At 68.8% G+C, this 13,871-nt stretch carries 12 protein-coding genes and 1 pseudogene; 1 reads left to right on the top strand and 12 read right to left on the bottom strand.

What is annotated here, in order from left to right:
- Positions 1 to 7: 7 nt before the first annotated feature.
- From LGR54_RS23805 to LGR54_RS23775, 7 genes are all read right to left on the bottom strand, one after another.
- The gene (locus LGR54_RS23805) at positions 8 to 1,642 is read right to left on the bottom strand and encodes a dihydroxyacetone kinase subunit DhaK (protein ID WP_230364449.1); all 1,635 of its coding nucleotides are present in this window, start codon (positions 1,640 to 1,642) and stop codon (positions 8 to 10) included.
- A gap of 151 nt (positions 1,643 to 1,793) precedes the next feature.
- Positions 1,794 to 2,810: an ABC transporter ATP-binding protein gene (locus LGR54_RS23800; protein WP_230364448.1), complete on the bottom strand. Its 1,017-nt coding sequence runs from the start codon at positions 2,808 to 2,810 to the stop codon at positions 1,794 to 1,796.
- On the bottom strand, positions 2,803 to 3,945 hold the full coding sequence (locus tag LGR54_RS23795; protein ID WP_230364447.1) for an ABC transporter ATP-binding protein: 1,143 nt from the start codon (positions 3,943 to 3,945) through the stop codon (positions 2,803 to 2,805). Before LGR54_RS23795 ends, LGR54_RS23800 begins: the two co-directional genes overlap by 8 nt.
- A gap of 4 nt (positions 3,946 to 3,949) precedes the next feature.
- A complete protein-coding gene (locus LGR54_RS23790) occupies positions 3,950 to 4,156 on the bottom strand; it encodes a hypothetical protein (RefSeq protein WP_230364446.1) in 207 nt (68 codons plus the stop codon).
- Complete coding sequence (locus LGR54_RS23785; protein ID WP_230364445.1) at positions 4,153 to 5,121, bottom strand: carbohydrate ABC transporter permease; 969 nt, start codon at positions 5,119 to 5,121, stop codon at positions 4,153 to 4,155. The genes LGR54_RS23790 and LGR54_RS23785 overlap by 4 nt, the downstream gene beginning before the upstream one ends.
- Positions 5,118 to 6,053 (bottom strand): carbohydrate ABC transporter permease, encoded by a 936-nt coding sequence (locus LGR54_RS23780; protein WP_246564403.1) that lies wholly within the window; start codon positions 6,051 to 6,053, stop codon positions 5,118 to 5,120. The genes LGR54_RS23785 and LGR54_RS23780 overlap by 4 nt, the downstream gene beginning before the upstream one ends.
- A gap of 386 nt (positions 6,054 to 6,439) precedes the next feature.
- On the bottom strand, positions 6,440 to 7,774 hold the full coding sequence (locus LGR54_RS23775; RefSeq protein ID WP_214007359.1) for an ABC transporter substrate-binding protein: 1,335 nt from the start codon (positions 7,772 to 7,774) through the stop codon (positions 6,440 to 6,442).
- 196 nt (positions 7,775 to 7,970) lie between these two features.
- Between LGR54_RS23775 and LGR54_RS23770 the strand changes: the two genes are divergently transcribed.
- Entirely contained in the window at positions 7,971 to 8,429 is a 459-nt protein-coding gene (locus tag LGR54_RS23770) for a YbaK/EbsC family protein (RefSeq protein ID WP_230364444.1), read from the top strand.
- Positions 8,430 to 8,480: 51 nt separating this feature from the next.
- Here LGR54_RS23770 and LGR54_RS23765 read toward each other — a convergent pair whose 3' ends face one another.
- From LGR54_RS23765 to LGR54_RS23745, 5 genes and pseudogenes are all read right to left on the bottom strand, one after another.
- Positions 8,481 to 9,494, bottom strand: coding sequence for a diguanylate cyclase (locus tag LGR54_RS23765; RefSeq protein ID WP_230364443.1), 1,014 nt, complete (start codon positions 9,492 to 9,494; stop codon positions 8,481 to 8,483).
- A gap of 13 nt (positions 9,495 to 9,507) precedes the next feature.
- Complete coding sequence (locus LGR54_RS23760; RefSeq protein WP_230364442.1) at positions 9,508 to 10,524, bottom strand: chemotaxis response regulator protein-glutamate methylesterase; 1,017 nt, start codon at positions 10,522 to 10,524, stop codon at positions 9,508 to 9,510.
- Positions 10,525 to 10,552: 28 nt separating this feature from the next.
- Positions 10,553 to 12,832, bottom strand: a complete 2,280-nt coding sequence (locus LGR54_RS23755; protein WP_230364441.1) for a hybrid sensor histidine kinase/response regulator — start codon at positions 12,830 to 12,832, stop codon at positions 10,553 to 10,555.
- Positions 12,829 to 13,488 carry a chemotaxis protein CheW gene (locus tag LGR54_RS23750; RefSeq protein ID WP_230364440.1) on the bottom strand — a complete coding sequence of 220 codons (660 nt, stop codon included), beginning with the start codon at positions 13,486 to 13,488 and terminating at the stop codon, positions 12,829 to 12,831. Before LGR54_RS23750 ends, LGR54_RS23755 begins: the two co-directional genes overlap by 4 nt.
- Positions 13,485 to 13,871 (bottom strand): annotated as a pseudogene (locus LGR54_RS23745) (methyltransferase); the annotation flags it as partial. The pseudogene LGR54_RS23745 and the gene LGR54_RS23750, both read right to left, overlap by 4 nt.

The raw sequence follows: 13,871 nt of genomic DNA, 5'->3' as shown, positions 1-13,871 counted from the left end.
GTTTCCACTATCCCCGCGCGAGCGCCGCGAACACCGCAGCCACCGCCACCGCGCCGGGATCGGCCGAGCCTTCGAGATCGCGCGCCGCGACATAGGAAGCGCGGCCGGCGCGGGCATGGGTCATCGCCTTGGTGGCCTCAGCGCCGGTATCCGCCGCCTCGGCGGCGCCGGGGAGGCCGCCGGACGCCAGCGCCTTCAAGCCGGGATCGAGCGCGTCGACCATGGTGCGGGCGCCCAGCGTCGCCCCGCCATAGAAGGTCATGCGGTCGAGGCCGGCGAGCAGCGCGGCGGGGATGTTCTTGCCCTCGGCGACCGCCTTGGCGCTCGCGGTGAAGAAGATGGAGAGCAGCACGCCGCTCGACCCGCCCATGGCGGTGGCCAGCGTCTCGCCGATGACGGCGAGCGTCGCGGCGATGTCGGCGAGCGGCAGGGAGGCGAGCTTGCCCTCGATGGCGCGGGCGCCGGTAGCGACGGTGGAGCCGGTATCGCCGTCGCCCGCCTTGGCGTCGAGGCGGTTCAGCTCCGCCTCCAGCCCGATGAGGGCGGCGCAGGCGGTGCGGATCACCGCCTCGGCGGTGGCGTCGCCGCTGGCGGGCGGGATCTCGGCGCGCGGCGCGGCGGGCGCCGGCACCACGACGACCGGGCCGGCCGTCACCGCCGGACGCCAGGCCAGCGGCTCGACCGGCGAGGCCAGCGCGGCTTCCCGCGCGGCGTCGAGCTTGAGGAAGGACAGCGAGAAGCCGTTCATGTTCAGCGCCGTCATCAGCGCCTGCGGGCCGATTACCAGCTTCACCCCGGCGCCGAGCGGCGCGCGCAGCACGCTGTCGGCGATCAGCGACATCTCCAAAGGCGGCACGGCGCCGAGATTGTTGACCAGCAGGGCGTAGCTGGCGCCGGCTTCGAGCTTCGGCGCCAGATGCTCGCCCATCCGCGCCACCAGCGCGTCGACCGGCTGCACCGCGATACGCTCGACGCCCGGCTCGCCGTGGATGCCGAGGCCGAGCTCACCCTCGGCCTCGCCGAGCCGCTCGGTGAAATTCTGGCCGGGGATCGAGCAGGAGGAGAACGACACGCCAAGCGAGGCGATGTCGTGCGCCGCCGCCTTGGCCGCCGCCGCCACGCTGGCAAGGTCGGCGCCCGCCTCGGCGTGATGGCCGGCGATCTTGTGCACGAACAGCGTGCCGGCGATGCCGCGCGGCTGCGGCAGGTCGGGCAGCGCGATGTCGTCGGCGACGATCACCACCTCGACCTTGAAGCCCTCGGCGCGGGCGCGCTCGGCGGCGAGGCCGAAATTCAGCCGGTCGCCGGTGTAGTTCTTCACCACCAGCAGGCAGCCCGGCGCGCCGGTGACGGCGCGGATGGCGGTGAGCACGGCTTCCACGCTCGGCGAGGCGAAGATCTCGCCGGAGACGGCGGCGGTGAGCATGCCGCGGCCGACGAAGCCGGCATGCGAGGGCTCGTGACCGGCGCCGCCGCCGGAGACCACCGCCACCTTCGACCTGTCCCAATCGGCGCGGAGGACCACCTTGATGTCGGGATAGGTGTCGAGCCGGGCCAGCCGGCCGGGCGGAGTGGTACGGATGAGACCGTCCAGCGCCTCGGTGACGATGGCCTCGCGGCGGTTGAAGAAATGCTTGGTCATTGCTTCCGATCCCCAGAGCCCGCCCCGACCGGATCGGGCTCACTCTCCTGAATCCGGCACTTCTTCCTATCGACCGGGCAAGGGACCCGACCGGAAGAGGCGCTGGCCGACACATGATGCGACGCAGCGAACCGCGCCGCCTGTCTTCATGTCACGCGAGGCGCTGCCCGTCGCCACCGAAATAGAGTGGCTGGCGCAATCGCACGCTGACACGGTCGCCCGCCTCGACCGGCAGGTCGGGATCGGCCAGCGTCACCAGCTTGTGGCCGTCGACCTTGATGTGCAGGTGGTTCTGGTCGCCGAGATGCTCGATCCAGTCGACCTCGGCATTGCCGGCGGCGCCCTCCCGGGTGCGGGCGATCTCCAGATGCTCGGTACGCGCGCCGATGGTGCGGGTGCCCACCGGCGTGGCGGCGTCGGGCAGCAGGCCCGGCGGCACCAGATTGATGTGCGGCTGGCCGAGCCGGGCGGCGACGTGCAGATTGGCCGGGTTGGCGTAGATCTCGCGCGGGGTGCCGATCTGCACCAGCTTGCCCTCGGCGAGGATGCCGATGCGGTCGGCCATGGTCATCGCCTCGATCTGGTCGTGGGTGACGTAGAGCAGGGTGGCGCCGAGTTCCTTCTGGATGCGCTTCAGCTCGAGACGCAATTCGCCGCGCAGCTTGGCGTCGAGCGAAGAGAGCGGCTCGTCCATCAGGTAGATCGAGGGCCGGCGCACCAGCGCCCGGCCGATGGCGACGCGCTGCATCTCGCCGCCCGACAGCCTTGTCGAGCGGTTCTCCAGCTTGTGGTCGATGCGCACCATCTTCGCCACCTGCCGCACCCGGGCATCGATGGTCGCCTTGTCCATCCGCCGCGCCGGCGAGCGCAACGGGAAGGCCAGGTTCTCGTAGACGGTGAGATGCGGGTACAGCGAATATTGCTGGAACACGAAGGCGACGTCGCGCCCGGCGGGGGACTGGCCGTTCATCGGCCGCCCGCCGATCTCCACCGTGCCGGCATCCGGCTTCTCCAGCCCGGCGATGAGGCGCAGCGTGGTGGTCTTGCCGGCGCCGGTGGGGCCGAGCAGCACCACGAATTCGCCATCGGCAATATGCAGGTCGAGACTGTCGACCGCGCGCTTGTCGCCGAAGCTGCGGGTGACGCTCTTCAGCGTGACATCAGCCATGATGGGCCTCCAGATCGCGCATTTCGCGGTGGCGGGTGTCGCGCGCCAGCACGCCCTCATGCAGCACCGAGGGAACGGCGCGGCCGCTACGGCAATCAAACAGCGACAGCCGGTCGGCGACGAAGGCGAGGCCGACGCGGTCGCCGATGCGGTAGGAGCGCTCGGCCGGCAGACGGGCGCGGACGAGGCCGCCCGCCGTCTCGACCGTGACGATCTGGTTGGTGCCGAGATATTCCGCGCCATAGATCGCCCCGCGCAGCGGCGAGGTGTCGGAAAAGCGGATGTGCTCGGGACGCACGCCCAAGGCGAGCTCGCCCTCGGCGACGTCGGCGCGCAACTCGGGCATCTGCACATCCGCCCCGTCGATGCGGGCGATGCGGGCACCCTTCGGCAGGCCGGCGGTGAAGCGCAGGAAGTTCATCGGCGGCGAACCGATGAAGTCGGCGACATACATCGAGGCCGGGCGGTTGTAGATCTCGCGCGGGGTGGCGAACTGCTCGATGATGCCGTGATTCATCACCGCGATCTTGTCGGCCATCGCCATCGCCTCAATCTGGTCGTGGGTGACGTAGACCGTGGTGGCGTGGATGCGGTTGTGCAGTTCGCGCAGCTCGCGGACCATCACATCGCGGAACTCGGCGTCGAGCGTGCCGAGCGGCTCGTCCATCAGGAAGCATTTCGGCCGCCGCACGATGGCGCGGCCCAGCGCCACCCGCTGGCGGTCGCCGCCGGCGAGGCCGGACACCGGGCGGTCGAGGATGTGGTCGATCTGCAGGAGCTTCGCCGTCTCCTCGACGCGGCGCTTTATCTCCGCCTTCGGCACGCCCTGCGAGAGCAGCGGGAAGCCGATGTTCCGGCGCACGTTCATGTGCGGGTAGAGCGCGAAGAGCTGGAACACGAAGGCGATGTCGCGCTCGCTGGCGCGCTTGTAGGTGACGTCCTCGCCGCCGAGATGGATGGCGCCGCCGGTGGGCAGCTCCAGCCCGGCGATCATGCGCAAAGTGGTGGTCTTGCCGCAGCCCGACGGCCCGAGAAGGGCGAGGAACTCGCCGTCCTCGACGGTGAAGGAGGAATCCTGCACCGCGACGAACTCGCCGAAGGCCTTGCGGAGGTGGTCGACCCTGATCTCGGCCATCGGCCTACTCCGGGAATTTCGACACGATGGTGAACATCAGCGTGCCGGCGAGGAGGGTGATGAAGGAATAGGTGTAGAGCACCAGCGCGAAGGGCTGGAACAGCATGAGGAAGCCGAGCGCGATGAGGGCGACGGCAAGCATTTCCATCGGGCCGCGCCGCAGGAAGAACGGCCGGCGGGACTTGCCGGGGATCAGCGTATGGTCGGTCATTTGCGCACCGCCCCGAAGGTGATGCCGCGCAGCAGCTGTTTACGCAGCAGGATGGTGAAGACGAGGATCGGCACCAGGAAGATGGTGGTGCCCGCCGCCACCGCCGGCCAGTCCTGCCCACCCTCGCCGATGATGGTGGGGATGAAGGGCGGCGCGGTCTGAGCCGAGCCCGAGGTGAGCAGCGAGGCGAAGGCGTATTCGTTCCAGGCGAAGATCAGGCAGAAGATCGCGGTGGCGGCGATGCCGGTGGTAGCCTGCGGCAGCACCACCTTGAAGAAGGCCTGCAGCCGCGTGTAGCCGTCGATCATCGCGGCTTCCTCATATTCGCGCGGGATCTCGTCGATGAAGCCCTTGAGCAGCCAGACCGCCAGCGAGACGTTCACCGCCGTGTAGAGCAGCATCATGCCGAGCGCGGTGTCGGACAGGCCGAGCTGGCGGTACATCAGGTAGATCGGGATGGCGACCGCGATGGGCGGCATCATCCGCGTCGACAGAATGAAGAACAGAAGGTCGTCGGCCAGCGGCACCTTGAAGCGCGAGAAGCCATAGGCCGCCAGCGTGCCCAGCGACACGGCGAGGAAGGTCGAGCCGAAGGCGATGATCAGCGAATTGGCGAAGCGCGGCAGGAAGTTGGACGGGCCGGCGATCACCATGTTGCGCTCGCGGGTCACCGCGTCGCACACGCCGGACGGCGGCGGCAGAGCGGCGATGTAGTCCGGCGTCTGCCGCGTGCGGGTGGTGAAGAGGTTGCAGTAGCCCTCGAGCGACGGCGTGAACAGGATCTTCGGCGGGTAGGAGATCGAATCCGGCGGCGACTTGATCGAGGTGAGGAAGATCCACACCAGCGGCACCAGGGTGATGAGCGCGTAGAGGATGACGAGGGCGCCGGCGATGCGCTTGGTGCGCGGGCTCGGCTCGACGACCGAATGGGCGGAGACGGCGGGGGCGGCCTTGCTGGTGCTCATCTCTGCTTCACCTTGTTCAGCGCCTTCACATAGATGTTGGCGAGGCCGAACACCGCGACGAACAGCACGATGGCGAAGGCGGAGGAGCGCCCGGTCGCCCACGCCTCGAAGGCGTCGCGCTTGAGCGCGATCGAGGCGACCTCGGTGGTCGAACCCGGCCCGCCGCCGGTGAGCAGGTTCACCATGTCGAACATCTTGAAGTTCTCGATGCCGCGGAACAGCACGGCCAGCATGATGAAGGGCAGCGCCATCGGCACGGTGATCGACCAGAACTGCCGCCAGGGCGAAGCGCGGTCGACCTCGGCCGCCTCGTAGATGTAGTCGGGGATGGAGCGCAGCCCGGCGAGGCAGATCAGCATCACGTAGGGCGTCCACATCCAGGTATCGACGATGATGATCGCCCAGGGCGCGAGATGGACGTTGCCGAGCATCTGGATGTCGGAGGTCGGGATGCCCGACACGAAGGAGACGGCATAGGCGAACAGGCCGATCTGCGGCTCGTAGAGGAAGCGCCAGAAATTGCCCACCACCGCCGGCGACAGCATCATCGGGATGAGGATCAGCGTGGTCCAGAAGGCGTGGCCACGGAACTTGCGGTCGATGAGATAGGCCAGCGTGAAGCCGATCAGCGTCTGCAGCACGATGGTCCAGAACACGAAATGCGCCGTGGTCTGCATCGACGCCCAGATGTCGGGGTCGTTGAGGATGCGCGAATAATTGCCGAGCCCGACATTCTGCACCACCGCATTGGGCCGGTTGGCGCGGAAATTGGTGAAGGACAGATAGATCGCCCAGAACAGCGGGAAAATGTTGATCGCCAGCAGCAGCACGATGGTCGGGGCGATGAACAGCCAGGCGATGGCCCGGTCGGACAGGCCGCGCACCCTTGCGGCGAGCGGTTCGGGCGTCGCGCGGATGGCCGCGTCGGCCATCTTGTCGGAGAAGGTGTCGTGTGAAGCGGTCACGGTCTCTCACCTGATGGATGAGCGGGTGGGCCGGGTCTGGTCCTGGGCGGCCACGCGGCCACCTGCAACAGAACCGTCACGTGGAGGCCCGGCGGTTCCCTCCCTCCCCGAACTCGGCTGTTGCCGAATTCGGGATCTGGATGGTCAAAACCGAAGGCATTCGGTTTTGACCGAGAGGGACGGGGTGAGCGGCCTTCTTGGCTTCCCGATCGCGAGGGCCCCTCACCGACCCGGTGCGCGGGCCCCTCTCCCCACCGGGGAGAGGGAAAGAAAGAAGGGGCGATCCCGGAATGGCTCGGCAGATATCTCTCGTGCCGGAAAGGAGAGCCTTGCGGGCTCTCCGCCCCGTCGCCTCAGATCTTGCCGTCGTCCTTGAAGACCTCGGTCCAGTCCTTGACCAGGCCGTCGAGCGCTTCCTTCGCCGTGCCCTTGCCGGCGATGACATAGTCATGCACCCGCTTCTGCATCGCCTGCAGCAGTTCGGCATAGCTCGGCTCGGCCCAGAAATCCTTGACGATGGCCATGGATTCCAGGAAGGCCGGCGCATAGGGCTGGCTGGTCTTGAAGCTGGGCGCGTCGACCACCGCCTTCAGGCAGGAGAAGCCGCCGAGCTGCCACCATTTCTGCTGCACGTCCGGCTGGGCGAACCACTTGATGTACTGGAGCGCCGCGTCCTTCTTGTCCGAATAGGACACCACCGAGATGCCCTGCCCGCCCAATTGAGCGAAATGGTACTTCTCGGCCGGATTGGGGAAGAAGCCGATGCGGTTGCCGCCGACCTTCTCGTCCTTGTAGAGGCCGGGCCAGGTGAAGGCGAAGTTCATCTGCATCGCCACCTGGCCGGATTTGAAGGCGTCGGCAGATTCCACCATGTAGACGTTGGAGGCACCCGGCGGGGTGCAGCAATCGTAGAGCGCCTTGTAGAATTCGAGGCCCTTCACCGCGTCCGGCGAATTGACGTAGCCCTGCATCTCATAGGGCTTCTTGGGGTTGTCATACATGAAACCCCAATCATACAGGACGTTGGTGACGCCCATGGTGATGCCTTCCGAGCCGCGCTCGGTATAGATCGAGGCGCCATAGACGGTCTTGCCGTCGATCTGCCTCTTCTGGAAGAACTCGGCGATCTGCTTCAGCTGGGTGTAGGTCTTCGGCGCCGCGAGGTCCCAGCCATATTTGGCCTTGAACTCCTTCTGCAGCTCCGGCTTCTCGAACCAGTCCTTGCGGTAGGTCCAGCCCACCACGTCGCCCATCGCCGGCAGCGCCCAGTAATTCGGCGTGTTCTTCGGCCATTCCGAATAACCCACGACGGTCGCCGGCACGAAGTCATCCATCTTGATGCCTTCCTTGGCGAAGAAGTCGTTCAGCTTCACGTAATGGCCGTTCTCCGCCGAGCCGCCGACCCACTGGCTGTCGCCGATGATCAGGTCGCACAGCTTGCCGTGCGAGTTGAGCTCGTTGAGGAAGCGGTCGGCGTAGCTCGTCCACGGGACGAACTCGAACTTCATGTCGATCTTGGTCTTGGCGGTGAAATCCTTGGACAGCTCGACCAGTGCGTTGGCCGGGTCCCAGGCCGCCCAGCACAGCGTCAGCTGCTCGGCCTTGGCTGCCTGCGGCACGGCGAGCGTGCCGGCGAAGGCTCCAAACGCAACCGCAGCCCCCAGAAGGGGCCTCAACGTCTTCAGCATGTTCTCCTCCCAGGAAACGAGGTGGGTCTTCTGCCCCCTCGATTGGCGTTTACGTGCCGGTGGCGTCCGGCCGCGTTTAGCTTTGTGTTTAGTTATGTTCAATTCGCTCAACAACGCAAGGGCAATTCGATGCTGCGCCGCAGCGGGCGAATCGGGCAGGATCAGCCGCGATGAACAGCGGGAGCGCGCGGCGGGAATGAGCGTCCAATCGGTCAGGGATTTTCTCGACGCCACGGCGCCCGACATCGCCATCGTCGAGCTGGAGGCGCGCACCGCCACCGTCGCCGAGGCGGCGGCCGGGCACGGCGTCGCGCCGGCACAGATCGCCAAGACGCTGTCGCTACGGGTGGGCGAACGCGCCTTCCTGCTGGTGGCCGGCGGCGAGGCGCGGCTCGACAACGCCAAGGCCAAGGCGACCTTCGGCGGCAAGACCAGCATGCTCGGCGCCGACGAGGTGACGGCGCTCACCGGCCATCCGATCGGCGGCGTCTGCCCGTTCGGCCTCGCGACGCCGCTGCCGGTCTATTGCGACGTGTCGCTGAAGGCGTTCGACGAGGTGGTGCCGGCGGCCGGCTCGCCCTATGCCGCGCTCCGGATCGCGCCCGACCGCATGGCCGACATCACCGGCGCCGCCTGGGTCGACGTCTGCCGGTGAGAGGTTAGCCGGCAAGACGCAGGCTGAGAAAAGGCTGACCGCCCAGCGCGGCTAGCGATCGCCGGGGATGCTCAGCTCGTAGCGGTCCTTGCCGGACGCCTTGGCGCGGAACAGAGCGAGGTCGGCGGCGGTGATGATCTCCTCCGGCAGGTCGCCTTGCGGCTGCATCGAGGCAACGCCGACGCTGACCGTCACCCGCTTGCTGCCGTGCGGGATGTCGAGGTTGCGCACGTTCTGCACCAGCCGCTCGGCGGCGACCTGCGCCTCCTCGATGCCGGTGTTCAGCAGCACCACGACGAACTCCTCGCCGCCGAAGCGCGCCGCCAAATCGCCGGCGCGGCTGGCGCTGACGCGAATGGCGTCGGCCACCCGCCGCAGCACGTCATCGCCGGCGAGATGGCCATAGTTGTCGTTGTAGTCCTTGAACTGGTCGACATCGATCATCAGCACCGACAGCGTCAGGCCGCCGCGCAGCGCGCGCCGCCACTCCGCCATCATGTACTCGTCGAAATAGCGCCGGTTGCCGAGGCTGGTCAGCCCGTCGATGCGGGTAAGGCGCTCCAGCTCCAGATTGGCCTGCATCAGCTGGCGCTGGCTCTCGCGCAGCGCCGCATAGGCGGCGTCGCGCTGGAGATGATCGAGATAGGCGCGGCTGTGATAGCGGATGCGGGCGATCAGCTCGATGCGGTCGGGCAGCTTGACGAGATAGTCGTTGGCACCGGCCTGGAACGCCGCGCTCTTGGTCGCCGCCTCGTCCTTGGCCGACAGGACGATGACCGGCACCGGCTGCAGCGTCGGGTGCTCCCGGTAGTGCCGCACCAAGGCGAGGCCGTCTATGCCGGGCATGACGAGGTCCTGCAGGATGACCGTCGGCTTCAATTCCTCGGCCACCCGGATCGCGTCCTGGGCGTTGGTGCAATAGTGCAGGTCGATGTCGCCTTCGCCCAGCAGCGCACGCCGCACCGCCTCGCAGATGAGCACCTGGTCGTCGACCAACAGCACCAGCGAGAGATAGCCTTCCGCCAGAGGCGGCATGTTGGCCGGGAAAACGGCGGTGTTGCTCATCGTACCATGCCCGTCATTGCGACCGCCCGAACGCCACGGTCAGGCGACGGGCGATCAGGTCGAGGGGAAGTATCTCGGCCGCCGCACCTATCGCGGCGGCAGCTTTCGGCATTCCGTAAACCGCACTGCTGTCCTTGTCCTGCGCAATCGTGTGGTGATGCGCGTCGCGGAGCATTTTAAGACCGGTCGCGCCGTCGCGGCCCATGCCGGTAAGCAGCACGGCGACGGTGTCGCCCCGCCACAGCCGGGCGACACTCTTGAAGAACACGTCGACCGAGGGCCGGTAGGGATAGGCGCGCGGCTCCGGCGTATAGGCGAGCGTGCCGATGGCGGTGAGCACGAGGTGATCGGCCGAGGCGGCGATCAGCACCGTACCGACCTCCGGCCGGTCGCCCTCCAGCGCCGGGCGCACCTTCAGCCCGGTGTGCTGCCCGAGCCAGGAGGCGAGGCCGGGGACGAATTTCTCGTCGACATGCTGCACCAGGATCAGCGCGGCCGGGAAATCGGCCGGCAGGCCGCCGAGCAGGGTCGCCACCGCCGCCGGGCCACCGGCGGAAGCGCCGATGACCACCAGCGGCGGCGCCGAACCGCCGGCCGGGGCGGCGGGCGGCACCGGGCGCGACGAGCGGCCGTCGCCGATCAGCCGGCCGATGGTGGCGATCTTGTTCAGCAGCACGTCGGCCTGGATCGACATTCCCTCGGCGATGTTCACCGAGGGAATGTCGACGGCGTCGAGTGCGCCATGGCCCATCGCCTCGTAGACGCCGGGAATGTTGCCGTCGACGCTGGCGATGACCAGGAGGATCGGGCACGGCGTATCCCGCATGATCCGCCGCGTCGCCTCCACCCCGTCCATCTCCGGCATGACAAGGTCCATCAGCACGAGATCGGGCAGGTCGCGCCGGCAGGCGTCCACCGCCTCGCGCCCATTGGAGGCGATCCAGGCCACCTCGTGCTCATGGGTGGCGGCGACCGCCCGCCGCAGCACCTCCGCCGCCAGCGGCAGATCGTTGACGATGCCGATCCTCATCCCGCGCCCCGCATGATGTCCGCCCCTCTCACTCCACCGCCGCGCCGATCAGATCCTCGACCGCATGGATCAAGGTCTCGTCGTGGAAGCTGCTCTTGGTGAGATAATAGTCCGCCCCGGCGTCGAGACCACGGCGCCGGTCTTCCTCGCGATCCTTATAGGACACGATCATCACCGGCAGGCGGTTGAGGCGCGGGTCGCGCTTGATCAGCGTCACCAACTCGATGCCGTCCATGCGCGGCATGTCGACATCGGTGACGACCAGGTCGAAGGCCTCGGAGCGCACCGCGTTCCAGCCGTCCATGCCGTCGACGGCGATCTCGACGACATAGCCGTGCTGGTCGAGCAGCTTGCGCTCCAGTTCGCGCACGGTGAGCGAATCGTCGACCACCAGCACCCGCTTGCGCCGGCTCTGCGCGGTGGCGGCCGAACTCTGGCGCAGGCTGCGGACCGCCCCCGCGACGGCAAGCTTGTCGGCCGATTGCAGCAGGTCGTCCATATCGACGATGAGCACCGGCGAACCGTCCTCCATCAACGCTGCCGCGCTGATGTCCTTGATCTTGCCGAGCCGCGGATCGAGCAGCCGCACCACCAGCTCGCGCTCGCCGAGGAAGCCGTCGACGATCAGGCCGTAGGTGCCCTCGTTCTCGCCGATCACCACGACAGCGATCTCGGCCGTGTCTGGCCGCGCCGCGCCGCGCTCCAGCAATTCGTGGGCGGTGACCAGCCCGACCGGCCAGTCGCCGAAGCGGAAATGCGGGCGCCCCTCCAGCGTTTCGATGGCGCTGCGCTCCAGCTTGAGGGTGCGGGTGATGCCGGCGAGCGGCAGCGCATAGGGCTCGCCATCGACCTCGACCAGCAGGGTGCGGATCACCGAAAGGGTGAGCGGCAGCTCGAACAGGAAGCGCGTGCCCTCGCCCGGCCGGTTCGTGATCACCACCCGCCCACGCATCTCCTTCACCGTCGCCTGAACCGCGTCGAGACCGACGCCGCGACCGGAGACGTCGCTCACCGTCGGCTTCATGGAAAAGCCGGGCAGGAACAGGAATTCCAGCAGCTCGGCCTCGCTCAGCCGGGCCGCCGCCTCCTCGGCGATGAGATGGCGCTCGACCACCACCTGGCGCAGCCGGTCGAGATCGACGCCGCGGCCGTCATCGGCGACGATGATCTGCAACAGGCCGGCGGTGTGCCGGGCTTCCAGGCGGATGAGCCCCTCGGCCGGCTTGCCGACGGCCTGGCGTTCCGCCGGCGTCTCCAGCCCATGATCGATGGCGTTGCGCAGCAAATGGCCGAGCGGCGCGTCGAGTTGGTCGAGAATGTCGCGGTCGATGCCGGTGGAGCCGCCGACGATGGCGAGCCGCGCCTGCTTGCCCAGCGCGCGGCTGAGATCGCGCACGGTGCGCGAATAGCTGCGCACGCCATCCTCGAAGGGCCGCATGCGGCTCTCCAGCGTCTCGGCATAGAGGCGGTTGGCGAGATCGGTGCTGCGCCGGTCGATGGAGTCGAGTTCGGCGAACCGCCCGGCGAGATAGTCCCGACTCTCTCCCAGCGCCGCGCGGGCGATGGCGAGCGCCTGGGCGGCCGGCCCGTCACCCGCGTCCGGCGGCAGCCCCGCACGGGCGGTGTCGAGCGCGCGGGCGAGCTCGGCATGATGCCGCCGCAACCGTTGCAGGCTGTCGGCGAAGGGCCGCAGGCGCCGGGCCTCGATCAGCGATTCGCCGGCAAGGCCGAGCAGCCGGGTCATGCTCTGGGCGGTGATGCGGATCATCCGCTCGGTGCCCGCCGACGGTGCCTCCGGCGCCGGGAAGGATGTCGGGAACGTCACCGGCGCATCGTCCGGGACCAGGCCGGCGGCCGGCGCCGGCAAAGGCGACACTGGCGACACGGGCACCTCGGCGGGAACCGCCGGCGGCTCCGCCCGCGACGCCGCCTCCAGCGCCTGCAGGAAGACGGCGATCCGCGGTTCCGCCGTCGCGCCGGCCGTCTCGTCGGCAGCGACCGCGCCGAGCAGGTCGACACCCTTGAGCAGGGCGTCGATATGCTCCTGGCGCAACCGCAGCTGGCCGTTCTGCGCCGCGACGAGGCATTCCTCCATCGCGTGGGCGACGCGCACCGCCGGCATCAGCTCGACGATACGCGCCGCGCCCTTCAGCGAATGCGCCGCCCGCATCGCCGCTTCCAGCTCGGCGGTGGCCACCGGATCGCGCTCCAGCGCCAGCAGGCTGGCGGTCAGCGCCTGCGACTGCATGTCGAGCTCGGCCCGGAACAGGTCGAGCATGGAGAAGCTGCCATAGTCGGGGGTGCTCATGCGATGCCCCGGTCGATGGCGTCGAGGACGAGATCGCCGTCGAGGCGGCCCAGCATGCGGCCCTGCCAGGCGATCATCGCGGTCGCGAAGCTGGACGCCGACTTGCCGATGGTCGCCGGCAGCGCCACCAGGTCACGCGTCGCGTGCTGGTGCAGGCCGTGCACCTCGTCGACGCGGAAGGCCACCCGATGCCGGTCCCGGCCGAGCACGACGAGACGCGGGAAGGCGGTGATGCGGTTCTCCGCCGCCTCGCCGCGCGCCTCGCCGAGGCCGATCAGCGACGCGAAGGAAATCTCGACCAGCAGTTCGCCGCGAATGTTCACCACCCCGAGCACCAGTTCGTCGCGCCGGTGCGGCAGCGTATGGCGCGGACGCGGCTCGGTGATCTCCTGAACCAGATCGGCAGGCAGCGCCAGCCATTCGTCGCCGAGGCGGAACACCAGCACGCGCCGGTCCGCTCCCGCCTCGCCCGCCTCCGCCTCGACCTCGTCGACATCGGGAACCCGGGCGAAATAGCGCGCCCATTCCTCGCGATAGCCGGGCGGCAGGGCGCGGTCGAGCAGGCGGCTGGCGGCCGCGTGGCGCGAGGCCTCCCGGCTCGACGGCTCCGCCTGGGCGCGCGAGGGAGGCAGCTCGTCATCGGCACCGGCGCTCATCGCCGCTCACTCCTCTTCTCGAGCCGCCTGAGACGGTCCCCGAGCGCCTTCGCTCCTGAAAGATCGCCCTGCCGGCGCAGCAGCAGCGCCAGATGCGCCAGCGCCTCGTGGTGGTCCGGCGCCAGATAGAGCACCTTGCGATAGGCCTCCACGGCCTCCGCCGCCGCGCCCTCGGCATCGCAGGCGAGGCCGAGCAGGTAGAGCGCCGCCGCCGACGGCCCGAAGGCGGCGATGTGGCGGCCCGCCGCCTGCCGCGCCTCGGCGAGCCGGCCTTCATTGGCCGCGCGCTCGACGGCGGCGAGGCTGTCGGCCGCCGCGTCGCGCGGCGGGGCCGCTGGCCCGGTCGCAACCGGCGCCGGCGCCGCCACGGGAAGCGGCACCCC

The organism is Ancylobacter sp. Lp-2, assembly GCF_020523795.1.
Taxonomy (GTDB): domain Bacteria; phylum Pseudomonadota; class Alphaproteobacteria; order Rhizobiales; family Xanthobacteraceae; genus Ancylobacter.
The sequence above is the reverse complement of the archived record's forward strand: the minus strand, read 5'-3'. Positions and strand labels throughout refer to the sequence as shown.

Bases quoted from the DNA above. Each gene is read 5' to 3' on its own strand.
- LGR54_RS23750 (WP_230364440.1), bottom strand. From the start codon at position 13,488: ATGAGCGCCGGTGCCGATGACGAGCTGCCTCCCTCGCGCGCCCAGGCG.
- LGR54_RS23795 (WP_230364447.1), bottom strand. From the start codon at position 3,945: ATGGCCGAGATCAGGGTCGACCACCTCCGCAAGGCCTTCGGCGAGTTC.
- LGR54_RS23800 (WP_230364448.1), bottom strand. From the start codon at position 2,810: ATGGCTGATGTCACGCTGAAGAGCGTCACCCGCAGCTTCGGCGACAAG.
- LGR54_RS23805 (WP_230364449.1), bottom strand. From the start codon at position 1,642: ATGACCAAGCATTTCTTCAACCGCCGCGAGGCCATCGTCACCGAGGCG.
- LGR54_RS23755 (WP_230364441.1), bottom strand. From the start codon at position 12,832: ATGAGCACCCCCGACTATGGCAGCTTCTCCATGCTCGACCTGTTCCGG.
- LGR54_RS23790 (WP_230364446.1), bottom strand. From the start codon at position 4,156: ATGACCGACCATACGCTGATCCCCGGCAAGTCCCGCCGGCCGTTCTTC.
- LGR54_RS23770 (WP_230364444.1), top strand. From the start codon at position 7,971: ATGAGCGTCCAATCGGTCAGGGATTTTCTCGACGCCACGGCGCCCGAC.
- LGR54_RS23785 (WP_230364445.1), bottom strand. From the start codon at position 5,121: ATGAGCACCAGCAAGGCCGCCCCCGCCGTCTCCGCCCATTCGGTCGTC.
- LGR54_RS23765 (WP_230364443.1), bottom strand. From the start codon at position 9,494: ATGAGCAACACCGCCGTTTTCCCGGCCAACATGCCGCCTCTGGCGGAA.
- LGR54_RS23760 (WP_230364442.1), bottom strand. From the start codon at position 10,524: ATGAGGATCGGCATCGTCAACGATCTGCCGCTGGCGGCGGAGGTGCTG.
- LGR54_RS23780 (WP_246564403.1), bottom strand. From the start codon at position 6,053: ATGGCCGACGCGGCCATCCGCGCGACGCCCGAACCGCTCGCCGCAAGG.
- LGR54_RS23775 (WP_214007359.1), bottom strand. From the start codon at position 7,774: ATGCTGAAGACGTTGAGGCCCCTTCTGGGGGCTGCGGTTGCGTTTGGA.